Origin of the sequence: Streptomyces sp. C10-9-1 (genome assembly GCF_024497955.1) — a bacterium.
Lineage (GTDB): Bacteria > Actinomycetota > Actinomycetes > Streptomycetales > Streptomycetaceae > Streptomyces > Streptomyces sanyensis.
This window is the reverse complement of the sequence record NZ_JANHKP010000002.1, coordinates 405075-419501: the sequence shown is the minus strand read 5'-3', so window position 1 is coordinate 419501 and position 14427 is coordinate 405075. Positions and strand designations below refer to the sequence as shown.

Genomic DNA, 14427 nt, shown 5'->3' with positions numbered 1-14427 from the left:
TTCCCAGGCGCCCCCGACCGCCCCGGCGGCCGATACCGCGCCCTTTCGGCTCTCTTCGCGACTCGAACACTCCCGGTGCGCCCGGCGGAGCGGGCGCACCGGGAACGGACACCGCGCCCGCCCCTCCCACCGTCCCGGCCTTCCCGGACACCGGCGCGCGAAGCCCCCGCCCCCTCTCCCGCACCCCCGGATGTCACGATCCTGCACTCGAACATCCCGATGGCGGACCGCTCCTCCGAAACGCCCCCGGCGACGGATTAGGCTGCCCTCATGCCAAAGAAGCGCTCGGGCGGCGGTCTGACCGGGACCCAGCAGGCCGCCAAGTTCCTCGGTGTCAGCGTGCTCTCCGGGGCGGTCCTGGCAGGCATCGCCCTGCCGGCCGCAGGGGCGCTGGGGCTCGCGGCCAAGGGGACGGTCGAGGGATTCGACGAGATCCCCGCCAACCTCAAGACCCCGCCGCTGAGTCAGCGCACCACGATCCTGGACGCCGAGGGCGGGAAGATCGCCTCGGTCTACTCCCGCGACCGCACGGTGGTCCCCCTCAAGGACATCTCGCCCTACATGCAGAAGGCGATCGTCGCGATCGAGGACGCGCGCTTCTACGAGCACGGCGCGGTCGACCTCAAGGGCGTGCTGCGCGCCCTCAACAGGAACGCCCAGGCCGGCGGCGTGTCCGAGGGTGCGTCCACCCTCACGCAGCAGTACGTGAAGAACGTCTTCGTCGAGGAGGCGGGCGACGACCCCGAGAAGGTCGCCGAGGCCACCCAGCAGACCCTCGGCCGGAAGATCCGCGAGCTGAAGTACGCGATCCAGGTCGAGGAGGAGCTGGGCAAGAAGAAGATCCTGGAGAACTACCTCAACATCACGTTCTTCGGGCAGCAGGCGTACGGCGTCGAGGCCGCGTCGCAGCGCTACTTCTCCAAGTCGGCCAAGGACCTGGAACTGGAGGAGGCCGCGCTGCTGGCCGGCATCGTCCAGTCGCCGAGCCGCTTCGACCCGGTCAACGACGCCGAGGAGGCCACCAAGCGCCGCAACGTCGTGCTCCAGCGGATGGCCGACGTCCAGGACATCTCCCAGGAGGAGGCGGACCGGGCCAAGGCCGACCCCGTCGAGCTCAAGGTCAGCAGACCGAAGAACGGCTGCATCACCGCCGTGAGCGGTGCCGGCTTCTTCTGCGACTACGTCCGCAAGACGATCCTCACCGACCCCGTCTTCGGCAAGACCGAGGAGGAGCGCTCCAAGCTCTGGAACCTCGGCGGCCTGACCGTCCGCACCACCCTCAGCCCCCGCGCCCAGAACGCCGCCAACGAGGCCGCCACGGCGAAGGTCGACAAGACGGACGGGGTCGCCGCCGCCGTCGTGCAGGTCGAGCCCGGCACCGGCAAGATCCTCTCCATGGCCCAGTCGCGCCCGTACGGCCTGGACCAGAACAAGCACGAGACGGTGCTGAACCTCTCGGTCGACTCCAGCATGGGCGGAACGACCTACGGCTTCCAGGTCGGGTCCACGTTCAAGCCGATCACGGCGGCCGCGGCGCTGGAGAAGGGCATCAGCCCGGCCCAGACGTTCACGACCGGGTACCGGGTCCAGCTCCCCATGCAGTCCTTCACCACCTGCTCCGGCAGCCCCGCGGGCAGCGGCGTCTGGGACCCGTCGAACGAGCTGGAGTCCGAGACGGGCACCTGGGACATGACCTCGGCGCTCGGCAAGTCCATCAACACCTACTTCGCGCACCTGGAGCAGATGGCGGGCCTGTGCGAGACGGTCGAGATGGCCAAGAAGATGGGCTACAAGCGCGGCGACGGCAAGCCGGTCGGCGAGAACCCCGCCATCACCCTCGGCAGCGAGGAGAGCACCCCGCTCGACATGGCGGCGGTCTACGCCACCTTCGCCAACCGGGGCACCTTCTGCACCCCGATCGCGATCGCCTCGATCACCGACGCCGACGGCAAGCGGATCAAGGTGCCCGGCTCCCAGTGCTCGCAGGCGATGAGCGAGCAGACGGCCGACACGGTCAACCAGATGCTCAAGGGCGTGGTCGAGGACGGCACCGGCACCCAGGCCGGGCTCCAGGACCGCGACAACGCCGGCAAGACCGGAACCACCAACGACCGCAAGGACGCCTGGTTCGTCGGCTACACCCCGAACCTGTCCACGGCCGTGTGGGTGGGCGACGACGTCGGCGAGAAGCAGTCGATGTACAACATCACCATCGGCGGCCAGTACTACGCCAAGGTCTGCGGCGGCTGCCTGCCCGGACCGATCTGGCGGATCGCGATGCGCGGAGCGCTGGACGCCTCCGAGACCCCCTCCTTCAACCCGGTCTCCGTGCCGCGGGCCAAGCCGAAGGAGGACAAGGACGAGGGGCGGGAGCGGGACCGGGAACGCGAGCGGGGCCGGGACGACGGGCGGCCCGGCGGCACCAGCCCCTTCCCCGGGATCAGCATCCCTCCGGACCTGATCGGCGGCGGCGCCAACCGCGGCCAGGGCGGCAACGGCGGCGGGAACGGGCCGTAGCAGCGCCTGCATGAGGAGAGGGGCCCCGGAATCCGGGGCCCCTCTCCTCGTGACTGATGCACCTCCGCGGCCTGAGCGGGCGGGCTCCCGCCTGGAGCCCCGCGACAGCCGTGGCCCGCGGACTCGCACGGAGGCCGCGGCCCTGCACCGGCGGTGCCCCCGGCGTCAGCCCGGGGCGGTGCCCCCGGCGTCAGCCCGCCAGAGCCCGCTTCACCGCGGCGGCCACCCGGCCGCCCTCGGCGCGACCGGCCACCTTCGGGTTCACGATCTTCATCACGGCGCCCATCGCGCGAGGGCCCTCCGCACCCGCGGCCTTCGCCTCGCCGACCGCCTGGGCCACGATCCCGCTCAGCTCCTCGTCCGTGAGCTGCTGCGGCAGATAGGCGTCCAGCACGACTCCCTCCGCCCGCTCCCGCTCGGCCTGCTCGGCCCGGCCGCCCTGGGCGAACGCCTCGGCCGCCTCTCGGCGCTTCTTCGCCTCCCTGGCGATCACCTTCTGCACCTCGTCGTCGGAGAGCTCGCGGGCCGTCTTGCCCGAGACCTCCTCCTTCGTGATCGCGGCGAGGGTCAGCCGGAGCGTCGAGGAGCGCAGTTCGTCGCGGGCCCTGATCGCCTCGGTGAGGTCTTCCTGAAGGGTGGACTTGAGCGTGGTCATGGCGCCAAGTGTGGCAGGTGGCGGCATCGGGTCGCGCTCCCATTTCGCCGCCGGGGCGGGGAGGGTGCCCCGACGCCCTGCCCGGAGGCGCCGGCCGGTTCCCTCACCGCTACCGCCCCGGCACGGGTCTGCGACGATGTGACCATGCGCGCACGCCACGGGACACCCCTGAAGATCACCGCAGGAATCATGGCAGCCGGCGCGGCCGGCCTCGTCTACGCCGCCGGGTACGAAGCCCGCTCCTTCCGGTTGCGGCGGGTGAGCGTGCCGGTGCTGCCCCGGGGCACGCGGCCCCTGCGGGTGCTCCAGGTCTCCGACATCCACATGGTGTGCGGCCAGCGCAAGAAGCGCGCCTGGCTCCAGTCCCTCGCGGGTCTCCGCCCGGACTTCGTCGTCAACACCGGGGACAACCTCTCGGACACCGAGGGGGTGCCCGAGGTGCTGGACGCGCTCGGGCCGCTGATGGAGTACCCGGGCGTCTACGTCTTCGGCTCGAACGACTACTACGGGCCCAAGCTCCGCAACCCCGCCCGCTACCTCCTGGAGAAGGCGCAGGGACGCCACGGCCTCAACGGCAACGCCCCGGCCGTCGGAGCGGTCCACAACCCCTGGGAGAAGCTGCGCGACGGCTTCGACGAGGCCGGCTGGCTGGACCTGACCAACACCCGCGGCCGCCTGAAGATCGACGGCGTCGAGCTCGCCTTCACCGGACTGGACGACCCCCACATCAAGCGCGACCGCTACGAGCAGGTCGCCGGCGGTCCCGAGCCGGACGCGGACCTCTCGCTGGCCGTCGTCCACGCCCCGTACCTGCGCAGCCTGGACGCCTTCACCGGCGACGGCTACCCGCTCGTCCTCGCCGGCCACACCCACGGCGGCCAGCTGTGCATCCCCTTCTACGGGGCGCTGGTCACCAACTGCGACCTGGACACGGACCGGGCCAAGGGCCTCTCCCGGCACCACCACGGCGGGAACACGGCGTACCTCCACGTGTCCGCGGGCTGCGGTGCCAACCGGTACACCCCGGTGCGCTTCGCCTGTCCCCCCGAGGCAACCCTGCTGACGCTGACCCCGCGGGACTGACCCGGCCCGCGCCATGACTCCGCCTCCCCTCCACCGGGGGCGCCCGCCGTCGCCCGAAACCGGATTTCGTCTCCGGGCGACGGTGGGCTAAAGTAAACGACGTCGCCGGGACAGTGGGCGACATCGGGGTGTAGCGCAGCTTGGCAGCGCGCTTCGTTCGGGACGAAGAGGTCGTGGGTTCAAATCCCGCCACCCCGACAGAAATCAAGGGTCAGGCCCGGTACTGGGAAACCAGTACCGGGCCTGACCTGTTCCCCGGGCTCTCCCGAAGGCCCCGGGACACCTCGGCACCAGCTCCGGGCCGTCCCCTCGGCGGATCCGTCGGCATCGCGTGCCGGGCGGTGGCGGGCCGGGACGCAGCGCGCATCCCCGCCGGACGGGACCCGCGTCCATCAGGCCACCTTCCCGAGTCCCGCCGCATCGCGAGCCGGGCCGGGCCGTCCGGGGCGCGAGTGGTCGCCGGCTCCCCGTCCGCTGCGCCCCGCCCGCCGCCCGCCACCGTCCGGCCGCCCCGTGGCCTTCACCGGGATCGCGACCCTCGGCGAACCCACCGCGAACTCACCCTGCTCGCCCCGCAGTCCGGCGTCCCGCGCCCCGGCCCACGGGGTCCGGCACGACACGGACATCGCCGTGCGCCACGCCCCTGGGAGCACGGTCAGCATGTGAAAAATCCGTAGGCTGATGCCCGGAAACAGACCAGACATGCCCCGCCGGTTGAACAATGGCTCGATTTCGATGATCGGCGGCGTACGTTCGTGCCGACAGGGGAAGGGGAGGCGGCCAGATCGCCTCGTCGTTCCTTCTCAGGGCGGTGTGGAAAGGGTGGGGCTGCGTGAGGCGGCGTCGTTGGTGGGCGGGTGCGGCCGCGGTGGTGGCCAGCCTGGGCGGGGTGCTCTGCTTACAGGGACCGGCCGGTGCCCCGGACGGTGGCGTCGCTGCGGACGGGAAGAGCAAGCCGGTCCGAGCCGACACACGGACCACGCCCCTCGCAGTGGCCGACGGAGGGCGCAGAGCCTCGCTTCCGCGGCGGGACACGGGCCCGTTCAGCATGCTCGGCGTCACCTGGACCGACGCCTCGGCACGCGTCGGCGGCACGGTCGAGGTCCGTACGCGGTCCGCCGAGTCGGGCACCTGGTCGGCGTGGCTGCGGCTCGACGCGGACAGCGGCCGGGGTGAGAACGGGGCCGCGCGCGGCGGAACCGAGCCGGTCTGGGTGGGGCCCTCGGACGGAGTGGAGGCCCGGTTGCGCGCGGCGGACGGCGCGACGTCGGACCGGCTTCCGTCCGGGCTGCGGCTGGACATGATCGACCCCGGTAGCGGCCGTGCCACGGCCATGGAACCGGCGGCCTTCGCCGTCGAGGAGACCCCGGCCCCGGCCGACGCTACGGAGCCGACCGGAGGGCAGACCTCCGCGACCGGCCCCCGGGCCGCCGAAGCGGACCCGGAGGAGCCGGGTGCCGAGGGCGCCACCCGCGAGCCCGGGCCCGGCGTGTCGGCCGGCCCGTCCGGGGCACCGGTCCCGTCGGCGCCCCCGCGCGGCACCCCGGTGCCCTCCGCGTCCGGATCGCCGAGCCCCACGGCGGCGGTGCGCGTCCCGCCGGGCCCGCCCTCCGGCGTGCCGCGGCCGCCGATCACGTCCCGGGCCGGCTGGGGCGCGGACGAGTCGATCAGCCCGGAGGAGCCCGGGTACCTGCCCGGCGGGAGGATCAGGGCGGTCGTCGTCCACCACACGGCCGAGTCGAACGCGTACACCTGTGAGCAGGCCCCCGCGGTCGTCCGCGGGATCTACGCCTACCACGTGCAGCAGTTGGGCTGGAAGGACATCGGCTACAACTTCCTCGTCGACAAGTGCGGCACGGTCTACGAGGGCCGCAAGGGCGGTGTCGACCGGCCGGTCCTGGGAGCGCACGCGTACGGCTTCAACTCCGAGACGACCGGGATCTCCGTGCTCGGCGCCTACACCGACGCCGCCCCGTCGCAGGCCGCGATGGCCTCCGTGGCGCAGGTGGTCGCCTGGAAGCTCGGCCGGTACGGCGTGGACCCCGCGGGCACCGCCACGCTCACCGCGGGTGCGAGCGGCCGGAGTTACGCGGGCAGGACCTGGGCGAGCGGTGCCCGGCTGTCCTTCCCCGCCGTCCACGGCCACCGCGACGGCTACAACACCCGGTGCCCGGGCGACGCCCTCTACGACCGGCTCGCCACCATCCGGTCCTGGGCCGCCGGTCCCGTCGCCGGCCTGGCGTCAGGTCCGTCACGGGCGCAGGGCTGGGCGGTACGGCCCACCACACCAGGGCCCGCGTCACGGTGAACCGGGCGACCGGCACGCCTTCCTCGTTCGTCTCCCGGTACGAGGTGCTCGTCGACGGCGAGCCCGCCGCCTCCGCCGAGCCGGCCCACCGTCACCGCCGACGGGCTCGTCTCCCTCCGGTGGCCAGCGCGGCGCGCCCGCCCCTGTCGGCGCCGTTCGCGGTCGGGGGCGGGCCGCCACGCCGGACCGGCGCCGTGGCCGAGGGCCTGCACCCTGTCGAGGGCGGGCTGTCGAAGCAGCCGGGGCGCGACTGCCGCCGGACCGGCACGCACCGGTCCGGCGGCCTCACAGCGACGGCCCCCGGTCGGCTCCGCCACCGAACCCCTCGGCGGGGATGACCTGCTCCGTCCAGATCGTCTTGCCGGTCGCCGTGTAGCGGGTGCCCCAGCGCTGGGCGAGCTGGGCCACGATGAGCAGACCCCGGCCGCCTTCGTCCGTGGTCCGGGCGTGGCGCAGGCGCGGCGAGGTGCTGCTCGCGTCGGAGACCTCGCAGATCAGCCCCCGGTCCCTGATGAGCCGGAGTGAGACCGGCCCCTCCGCATGGCGGATGCCGTTGGTGACCAGCTCGCTGACGATGAGCTCCGTGGTGAACGCGAGTTCGTCCATGCCCCACTCGGCCAGCTGCCGGCCGGCGAGCGTGCGGGCCTGCGCCACGGCGGCCGGGTCGCTCGGCAGGTCCCAGGAGGCCACCTGGTCGGGGGGCAGGCCCTTGGTCCGGGCGAGCAGCAGCGCCGCGTCGTCGGACGGGGGCCCCGCGAGCAGGGCGTCGACCGCCTTGCGGCCGATCTCCCCGAGCGCCGGTCCGCGCTCCGCCAGGGTGTCGCCGAGGCGGGAGAGCCCGATGTCGATGTCCCGGTCGTAGCTCTCGATGAGGCCGTCGGTGTAGAGGGCGAGGAGACTGCCCTCGGCCAGCTCCAGCTCGACGGACTCGAAGGGGAGGTACCCGAGCCCGAGGGGCGGCCCGGCGGGCAGGTCGAGGAGTTCGGCACCGCCGTCCGGGCCGACGACCACGGGCGGGAGGTGCCCGGCCCGGGCCATCGTGCACCGTCTGCTGACCGGGTCGTACACGGCGTACAGGCAGGTGGCGCCGAGGAACGCGGCGCCCACGGTCTCGTCCTCGGCCTCGGCCGGCTCCTCGCCGTCGTCCGCCCCGATCAGGCCGATGACCAGGTCGTCGAGGTGCGCCAGTACCTCGTCCGGGGCGAGGTCCAGCTTCGCGAGCGTGCGGACGGCGGTGCGCAGCCGGCCCATGGTGGTGGCCGCGTTCATGCCGTGGCCGACCACGTCGCCGACCACGAGGGCGACCCGTGCGCCCGAGAGCGGGATCACGTCGAACCAGTCCCCGCCCACACCGCTCGGGGCGTCCGCCGGGAGGTACCAGGAGGCGACGTCCAGTGCGGACCCGCCCGCCAGCTTCTGCGGGAGCAGCGCGCGCTGCATCGAACGGGCGGCGGTGCGCTCGCGGGTGAAGCGGCGCGCGTTGTCGATGCTGACCGCGGCGCGGGAGACGATCTCCTCGGCGAGGCGTACGTCGTCCTCCTCGAAGGCGCCCGCCTCCCGCGTCCGGCCGAAGGTCGCCACGCCCAGGGTGACGCCGCGGGACCGGACGGGCACCACCATCAGCGAGCGGAACCCGAAGGCGCGGACGCAGTCGCCCAGCGAGCGGTCCTCGCCGAGCCAGGTGCTCGTGGCGGGGTCCAGTGAGCGTTCCACCAGGGTCCTGCTCTCCAGCAGGCAGCGGGCCACGGGCGAGGACGGGGCGCGCTGCACCGCTTCGCCCACGGCCAGGGTCCCCTCCGGCCAGCCGTCGCGCGTCGACTGCCGCGCCGCGCGGCGGATCACGGGTGTCATGCCGACGGGTCCGGGGGCCGGTTCCTCGCCCCGCATGACCGTGTCCAGCAGGTCGACCGCGACGAAGTCGGCGATCGAGGGCACGGCCGCGTCGGAGAGCTCCTGGGCGGTCCGCGTCACGTCCAGGGTGCTGCCGATCCCGGCCCCGGCCTCGTTCAGCAGGGCCAGGCGCTCCTGCGCCCGCCAGCGCTCGGTGACGTCGATGATCATGTACCAGATGCCCACCGTGCGTCCCTGGCGGTCCTTCATGGTGAAGAAGGAGGCGGAGTAGGCCCGCTCCCGGTGGGGGTCGGTGCGGCTGGCGCCGCGGAACTCGTGGTCCATCACCGGCCGACCGGTCCTGAGCACCGTCCGCATGCACTCCTCGAAGTCCTCCGCGTCCTGCTCGGGCAGCACCTCCCTCACCTCGCGCCCCAGCCGCTGCGTGAGCGGGACCATGCGGTCCAGCGGTTCGTTCACCCAGACGTAGCGCAGGTCCGTGTCCAGGACGGCGATGCCGACCGGCGCATGCGTGAGGAACGGGGTGAGGATCAGCTGGTTGACCCCGCCGCCGGGCATCCGCCAGAAGGCCTGTTTGGGTGGTCTGCCGACGAACCTGCCGAAGAGCAGTGCGGCGAGTGTGGCGACCAGCACGCCCGGGACCATCTCGTAGATGTCCGACTCCAGCGGCCCGAGCAGGGGGTTGATCCGGTCCCAGAGGAGCACCGTGGCCGCGCCCGAGACGATCCCGGCCATGGCCCCCGCCCAGGTCATGCGCGGCCAGTACAGCGAGAGCAGGACGACCGGGCCGAAGGCGGCTCCGAAGCCCGCCCAGGCGTAGGCGACGATGCTCAGCAGCCCGTCGCCTCTGAGCGCGATCGCGTAGGCGACCAGGATGACCAGGACGACGGCCCCGCGCCCCACCCAGACCAGGGCCCTGTCGGTGGCGCGGCGGTTGAGCAGGGCGCGGTAGAAGTCCTCGGTGAGGGCGACGGAGGACACCAGGAGCTGGCTGTCCGCGGTCGACATGATCGCGGCCAGCACGGCGATCAGCATCAGCCCGGAGACCCAGGGATTGAGCAGGGTCTGGCTCAGCACGATGTACACGGTGTCCGGGTCCGCGAGCGGCGGGCTGATCCGTCCGATGCCGATGAGGCCGATGAGCGTGGCGCCGCCGAGGACGACGACGACCCAGCCCGTTCCGATGCGGCGGGCCGCGGGGATGGCGCGGATGCTGCGGATGCCCATGAAGCGGGCCAGGATGTGCGGCTGGCCGAAGTAGCCCAGGCCCCAGGCGAGCAGCGAGACGATGGCGACGGCGCCGAGCGAGCCGCCCGCCGACCACTCGCCGTCCGTGAAGCGGACGTCGGCGCCCAGTTCGAGCAGTCCCGGTGTTCTGTCGTCGAGGGCGTCGCGCAGCTCCCCGAAGCCGCCGATCGTGGTGACGCCGACCAGGGCGAGCACCAGCAGGGCGAGGAACATCAGGGTGCCCTGCAGGACGTGGGTGAGGCTCACGGCGAGGAAGCCGCCCAGGCAGGAGTAGATGACGATCACCAGGGCGGTGAGGGTCACCCCGAGCCCGAAGCGGAGGTCGAAGACGTTGGTGAACAGCAGCCCGCCCGCCACCAGGCCGCTGGCGACGTAGACGGTGAAGAAGACCAGGGTGACCGCGGCCGAGGCCATCCGGAGCACCCGGGTGCGGTCCTCGAACCGCTCCTCCAGGTACGCGGACAGGCTCACGGCGTTCCCGGCCCGTTCGGTGTAGGTGCGCAGCCGGGGTGCGACGACCAGCCAGTTGAGGTAGGTGCCGATGACCAGTCCGACGGCGATCCAGCCGGCGCCCAGGCCGGCCGCGTACACCGCTCCGGGAAGTGCGAGGAACAGCCAGCCGGACATGTCGCTGGCCCCCGCGGACAGGGCAGCGACGAGCGAGGTGAGCCGGCGGCCGCCCAGGGCGAAGTCGGTGAACGTGTGCGTGCGTGCGTACGCCCAGACACCTGTGGCGATCATGGCGATCACGTACACGACGAACATGGCCACGATCGGCGCGCTCAAGTCGAACATACGGCCCTCGTCTGCGAGGCTCCTGCGCGTCGGCGCGACCGTGTGCGCGCCTGGCAGCGGCGTACCCGCGGTACAAATCTACACATCCGGGTTGTCGGTGGGCGACTTGGTCGCCGACGGGCGTGCGGTGCCGGATGCGGCGGTCCGACCCGGCGGTCGCGGCCCGCGGCGTCAGCACTCCCGCCCCGCCCCGGCGCTCCCCCGCCCGGGCACACCCCTCGGCCGCCGCCGCCCTGCGGCCCCGGGGCCGCCGCTCGCCCACGCGCCTCCGGTACGCCGGGCACCTGCACCGGCGCCAGTGGAGCAAAATCCGAGGATCACGCATCTGCCGTGTGCGATCACTCAAGTGCTTGCAGATGCCAGCCTTGAGGGCCTATGTTGACGCATATGCAGTCCTACACCATCGGGCAGGCGGCCCGTCTGCTCGGCGTCAGTGCCGACACCGCGCGCCGCTGGGCCGATGCGGGCCGCGTCGCGACCCACCGCGACGACAGCGGCCGGCGCCTGATCGACGGCCGCGACCTGGCCGCCCTCTCGGTCGAGGTGGCCCGGAACAGCGCCACCGAGGACGAGGTGCCGTACACCACGGCCCGGAACGCCTTCGCCGGGATCGTCACCGCGGTGAAGCTCGGCGACGTGGCCGCCCAGGTCGAGGTCCAGGCCGGGCCGCACCGCCTCGTCTCCCTTCTGACCAGGGAGGCCGTCGAGGAGCTGGGGCTGGAGGTCGGCATGCGGGCCACCGCCCGGGTGAAGTCGACCAACGTCCACATCGACCGCACCTGAGCGTCCGCTCCGCTCGGAGGCCCACCGGGGCCCGGGCCCCGCGCGGGGCCCGGCGGGCGGTCGTACCGCAGCGGCGTCGCCCGTCACCGGCGCAGCGCTTCGCCATCCGCCCGGGCGGTCCCGCCGCCCGCGTACCCAAGGAGCAGCTCGCCGTGTCCCCCACCTCCTCCCCCTCCCGACGACGGGTGGCCGCGGCCCTGGCCGCCGCCCTGCTGCTCGGCCCGCTGGCCGCCTGCGGAGGTGGCGGGAACGACGCGGCGGGGACGTCCGGCGGAGCGTCCGCCGAAGGGACCGCGGGGGACCTCCGGGCCCGGCTCACCGTGCTCGCCGCCGCCTCGCTCACCGATGTGTTCGAGCAGGTCGGCGCCGCCTACGAGGAGGCCCACCCCGGCACGGAGATCGCCTTCTCCTTCGCCGGCTCGCAGGAGCTCGCGGCGCAGGTGCGCCAGGGCGCTCCCGCGGACGCGATCGTCACAGCCGACACGGCGACGATGGACGGACTCGCCGCGGAGACCGGGGATCCGGCCGTCATCGCGAAGAACCGCCTGGTGATCGCGACGGAGCAGGGGAACCCGCACGGCATCGACGCGCTGGAGGACCTCGCCGGCCCCGGTCTGAAGGTGGTGCTCGCGGCGCCCGAGGTCCCCGTGGGCCGGTACAGCCGGAAGATCCTCGACGCCCGCGCGGTCACCGTGCGGCCGGTGTCGCAGGAGCCGAGCGTGCGCGCCGTGCTGAGCAAGGTCGCGCTCGGCGAGGCGGACGCGGGACTCGTCTACCGCACCGACACCGCGGCGGCCGCCGGCACGGTCGACGCCGTGGAGATCCCGGACGCGCAGAACGCGATCGCCGAGTACCCGGCGGCGACCCTGGACGCCTCGGAGCACGCGGCCGCGTCCCGGGCCTTCGTCGCCTGGCTGTCCGGGCCCGAGGCGCAGAGGATCCTGCAGGCCGCGGGCTTCCAGCAGCCGTAGCCTGCGGGAAGCGGCCAGCGTCCCCGGCCGGACGGCCCGGGACGACCGTGCGACCAAGGAGTCCGAGGACCGTGACGCGACCGCTCGCCCGCTTCCGCCGCCCCCAGGGCCGCAGGGGGTCCGAAGGGCCGGTCCGCAGCCGTGTCCCGCTTCCCCTGGCGATCCCCGCGGCGCTGGCCGTCGGCCTGCTCGTCCTGCCGCTCGCCGGGGTCCTCGCCCGCACCGAGTGGAGCGAACTGGGCACCCATCTGACCAGCTCCGGCACCACACAGGCGCTGCGGCTGTCGGTCGTGGTCTCCTTCTGGGCCCTCGGCCTGTCGCTCCTCCTCGGGGTGCCGCTCGCCTGGCTGCTGGCCCGTGTGCCCTTCCGGGGCAAGGCCGTGGTCCGCTCGCTGGTCCTGCTGCCGATGGTGCTGCCGCCCACTGTGGGCGGCGTGGCACTGCTGCTGGCCTTCGGCAGAAGGGGGCTCCTCGGGCCGTGGCTGGAGGACGTCTTCGGACTGACGCTGCCCTTCCACACCTCCGGCGCGGTGCTGGCGGCCACCTTCGTGGCGATGCCGTTCCTGGTGATCAGCCTCGAAGGGGCACTGGGCGGGCTGCGGCCCCGGTACGAGGAGACCGCGGCCTCGCTCGGCGCGTCGCCGCTGCGCGTCTTCCTCACCGTGACGCTGCCGATGGTGGCACCGGGGCTGCTCGCGGGGGCGGCACTGACCTGGGCGCGGGCGCTCGGCGAGTTCGGCGCGACCATCACCTTCGCGGGGAACCTTCCGGGGACGACGCAGACGCTGCCGCTCCAGGTGTACCTGCTCCTCCAGGAGCAGCCCACGGCCGCGACCTCGGTGAGCCTGCTGCTGCTCGCCGTGGCCATGGCCGTGCTGGTCGCGCTGCGCGGCCGCTGGACGGGCACCCCGGCGGACGGCGGCGACCGGCGCCGGGGCCGCGCCGCGCAGGCGGGGCCCGGGCCGGGGGACGGCCCGGCGGACGGGGCCGCGCCGCGGGGGGAGCGGCCCGCGGCGGGGGTGAGGGAGCCGGGGCCCGAGGAGGGGGACCCGCAGGCCCGGGGGGAACCCGCGCCGGACGGCGCGCGGGAGCGCTGGGCGCTGCACGCCGAGGTGACCGGCTTCGACGAGCTGACCCTGGACGCCCCACCGGGCACCACCATCGCGGTCGTCGGCCCCAACGGTGCGGGGAAGACGACGCTGCTGCGCGCACTGCTGGGCCTGACCGACCGCTCCTCGGCGGTGCTGGTGCTCGGCGGGTCCGATGTGACGGCACGGCCGCCGCACCGCCGGGGGGTCGCCTGGGTCCCGCAGGACGGCGCGCTGTTCCCGCACATGACGGCGCTGGCCAACACGGCGTACGGACTGCGGGCCCGGGGAGTGGGCCGGGCGCAGGCCCGCCGGAGCGCGCAGCAGTGGCTGGACCGGCTCGGTGTGGGCGAACTGGCGGGACGCCGCCCGGGGCAGCTGTCCGGTGGCCAGGCCGGGCGGGTGGCCCTGGCGCGGGCGCTCGCGGCCCGGCCCCGGCTGCTGCTGCTCGACGAGCCGCTGGCCGCGCTCGACCAGACCACCCGGGCGCAGGTCCGCCACACGCTGCGGACGCACCTCGCGGGCTACGGGGGCGTCTGCCTGATCGTGACCCACGATCCCGTCGAGGCGGTCTCACTGGCCGACCGCGTGCTGGTGCTGGACGGGGGGCGGGCGCTTCAGGACGCACCGCCCGAGGAGGTGACCCGGCATCCCCGCTCGGTGTGGGTGGCGCGGATGCTGGGCCGCAACGCCTGGTCCGGCACGGCGACGGACCGGGGGCTCGCGCTGCCGGGCGGCGGCGTGCTGGTCGCGGCGGACCCGCCGCCGACCGGCGCGGAGGCACTGGCGATCATCCCGCCCGAGGCGGTGGCCCTCCACCGGGAGCGGCCGGGCGGAAGTCCGCGCAACGTCTGGCCGGGCGTGGTCAGGGAGATGACCGTCTCGGGGTCCAGGCTGCGGGTGCTGGTCGCCTCCCCGGGCGTGCCGGACCTGGTCGCGGAGGTCACGCCGCAGGCCGCCGCGGAGCTGGGACTGGCGGACGGGGTCGAGGTGTGGACGAGCGTCAAGGCCACCGAGGTGACGACGGTGGTGCGCTGAGCAGGGCGCGATCGCCGGGGGACCGCCGCCCGGATACGCCGTACAGGTGAAATGAGCGCCTCCTCGCGGCAGCGGGAACCGGGCGGGGTG

8 protein-coding genes and 1 tRNA gene are annotated in these 14427 nt (G+C 73.9%); 7 read left to right on the top strand and 2 right to left on the bottom strand.

The window, feature by feature from the left end; genetic code table 11:
- Positions 1–270 precede the first annotated feature (270 nt).
- A complete protein-coding gene (locus NPS70_RS04335; RefSeq protein WP_256522630.1) occupies positions 271–2517 on the top strand; it encodes a transglycosylase domain-containing protein in 2247 nt (748 codons plus the stop codon).
- Between the two features lie 190 nt (positions 2518–2707).
- Here the strand turns inward: NPS70_RS04335 and NPS70_RS04330 are convergent, their stop codons facing one another.
- Positions 2708–3172 (bottom strand): GatB/YqeY domain-containing protein, encoded by a 465-nt coding sequence (locus NPS70_RS04330; protein WP_256522629.1) that lies wholly within the window; start codon positions 3170–3172, stop codon positions 2708–2710.
- Positions 3173–3316: 144 nt separating this feature from the next.
- Between NPS70_RS04330 and NPS70_RS04325 the strand changes: the two genes are divergently transcribed.
- The 3 genes from NPS70_RS04325 (at position 3317) to NPS70_RS04315 (ending at position 6563) form a co-directional block, all read left to right on the top strand.
- On the top strand, positions 3317–4255 hold the full coding sequence (locus NPS70_RS04325; RefSeq protein WP_256522628.1) for a metallophosphoesterase: 939 nt from the start codon (positions 3317–3319) through the stop codon (positions 4253–4255).
- A 124-nt stretch (positions 4256–4379) separates the two neighbouring features.
- Positions 4380–4453, top strand: a tRNA-Pro gene (locus NPS70_RS04320).
- A gap of 793 nt (positions 4454–5246) precedes the next feature.
- Positions 5247–6563, top strand: coding sequence for an N-acetylmuramoyl-L-alanine amidase (locus NPS70_RS04315; RefSeq protein WP_256522627.1), 1317 nt, complete (start codon positions 5247–5249; stop codon positions 6561–6563).
- Between the two features lie 285 nt (positions 6564–6848).
- On the opposite strand, the gene putP is transcribed toward NPS70_RS04315, so the two are convergent.
- Complete coding sequence (putP, locus tag NPS70_RS04310; protein ID WP_256522625.1) at positions 6849–10457, bottom strand: sodium/proline symporter PutP; 3609 nt, start codon at positions 10455–10457, stop codon at positions 6849–6851.
- A gap of 387 nt (positions 10458–10844) precedes the next feature.
- On the opposite strand from putP, the gene NPS70_RS04305 reads away from it, so the two are divergent.
- The 3 genes from NPS70_RS04305 (at position 10845) to NPS70_RS04295 (ending at position 14337) form a co-directional block, all read left to right on the top strand.
- Positions 10845–11240, top strand: coding sequence for a molybdopterin-binding protein (locus tag NPS70_RS04305; RefSeq protein WP_256522624.1), 396 nt, complete (start codon positions 10845–10847; stop codon positions 11238–11240).
- Between the two features lie 152 nt (positions 11241–11392).
- A complete protein-coding gene (gene modA / locus NPS70_RS04300) occupies positions 11393–12211 on the top strand; it encodes a molybdate ABC transporter substrate-binding protein (protein WP_256522623.1) in 819 nt (272 codons plus the stop codon).
- A 71-nt stretch (positions 12212–12282) separates the two neighbouring features.
- On the top strand, positions 12283–14337 hold the full coding sequence (locus NPS70_RS04295; protein ID WP_374211934.1) for an ABC transporter permease: 2055 nt from the start codon (positions 12283–12285) through the stop codon (positions 14335–14337).
- The last annotated feature ends 90 nt before the right edge of the window (positions 14338–14427 follow it).

Excerpts from the sequence above, each read along its gene's own strand:
- NPS70_RS04305 (WP_256522624.1), top strand. The coding sequence starts at position 10,845 with ATGCAGTCCTACACCATCGGGCAGGCGGCCCGTCTGCTCGGCGTCAGT.
- putP (WP_256522625.1), bottom strand. The coding sequence starts at position 10,457 with ATGTTCGACTTGAGCGCGCCGATCGTGGCCATGTTCGTCGTGTACGTG.
- NPS70_RS04330 (WP_256522629.1), bottom strand. The coding sequence starts at position 3,172 with ATGACCACGCTCAAGTCCACCCTTCAGGAAGACCTCACCGAGGCGATC.
- NPS70_RS04335 (WP_256522630.1), top strand. The coding sequence starts at position 271 with ATGCCAAAGAAGCGCTCGGGCGGCGGTCTGACCGGGACCCAGCAGGCC.
- NPS70_RS04325 (WP_256522628.1), top strand. The coding sequence starts at position 3,317 with ATGCGCGCACGCCACGGGACACCCCTGAAGATCACCGCAGGAATCATG.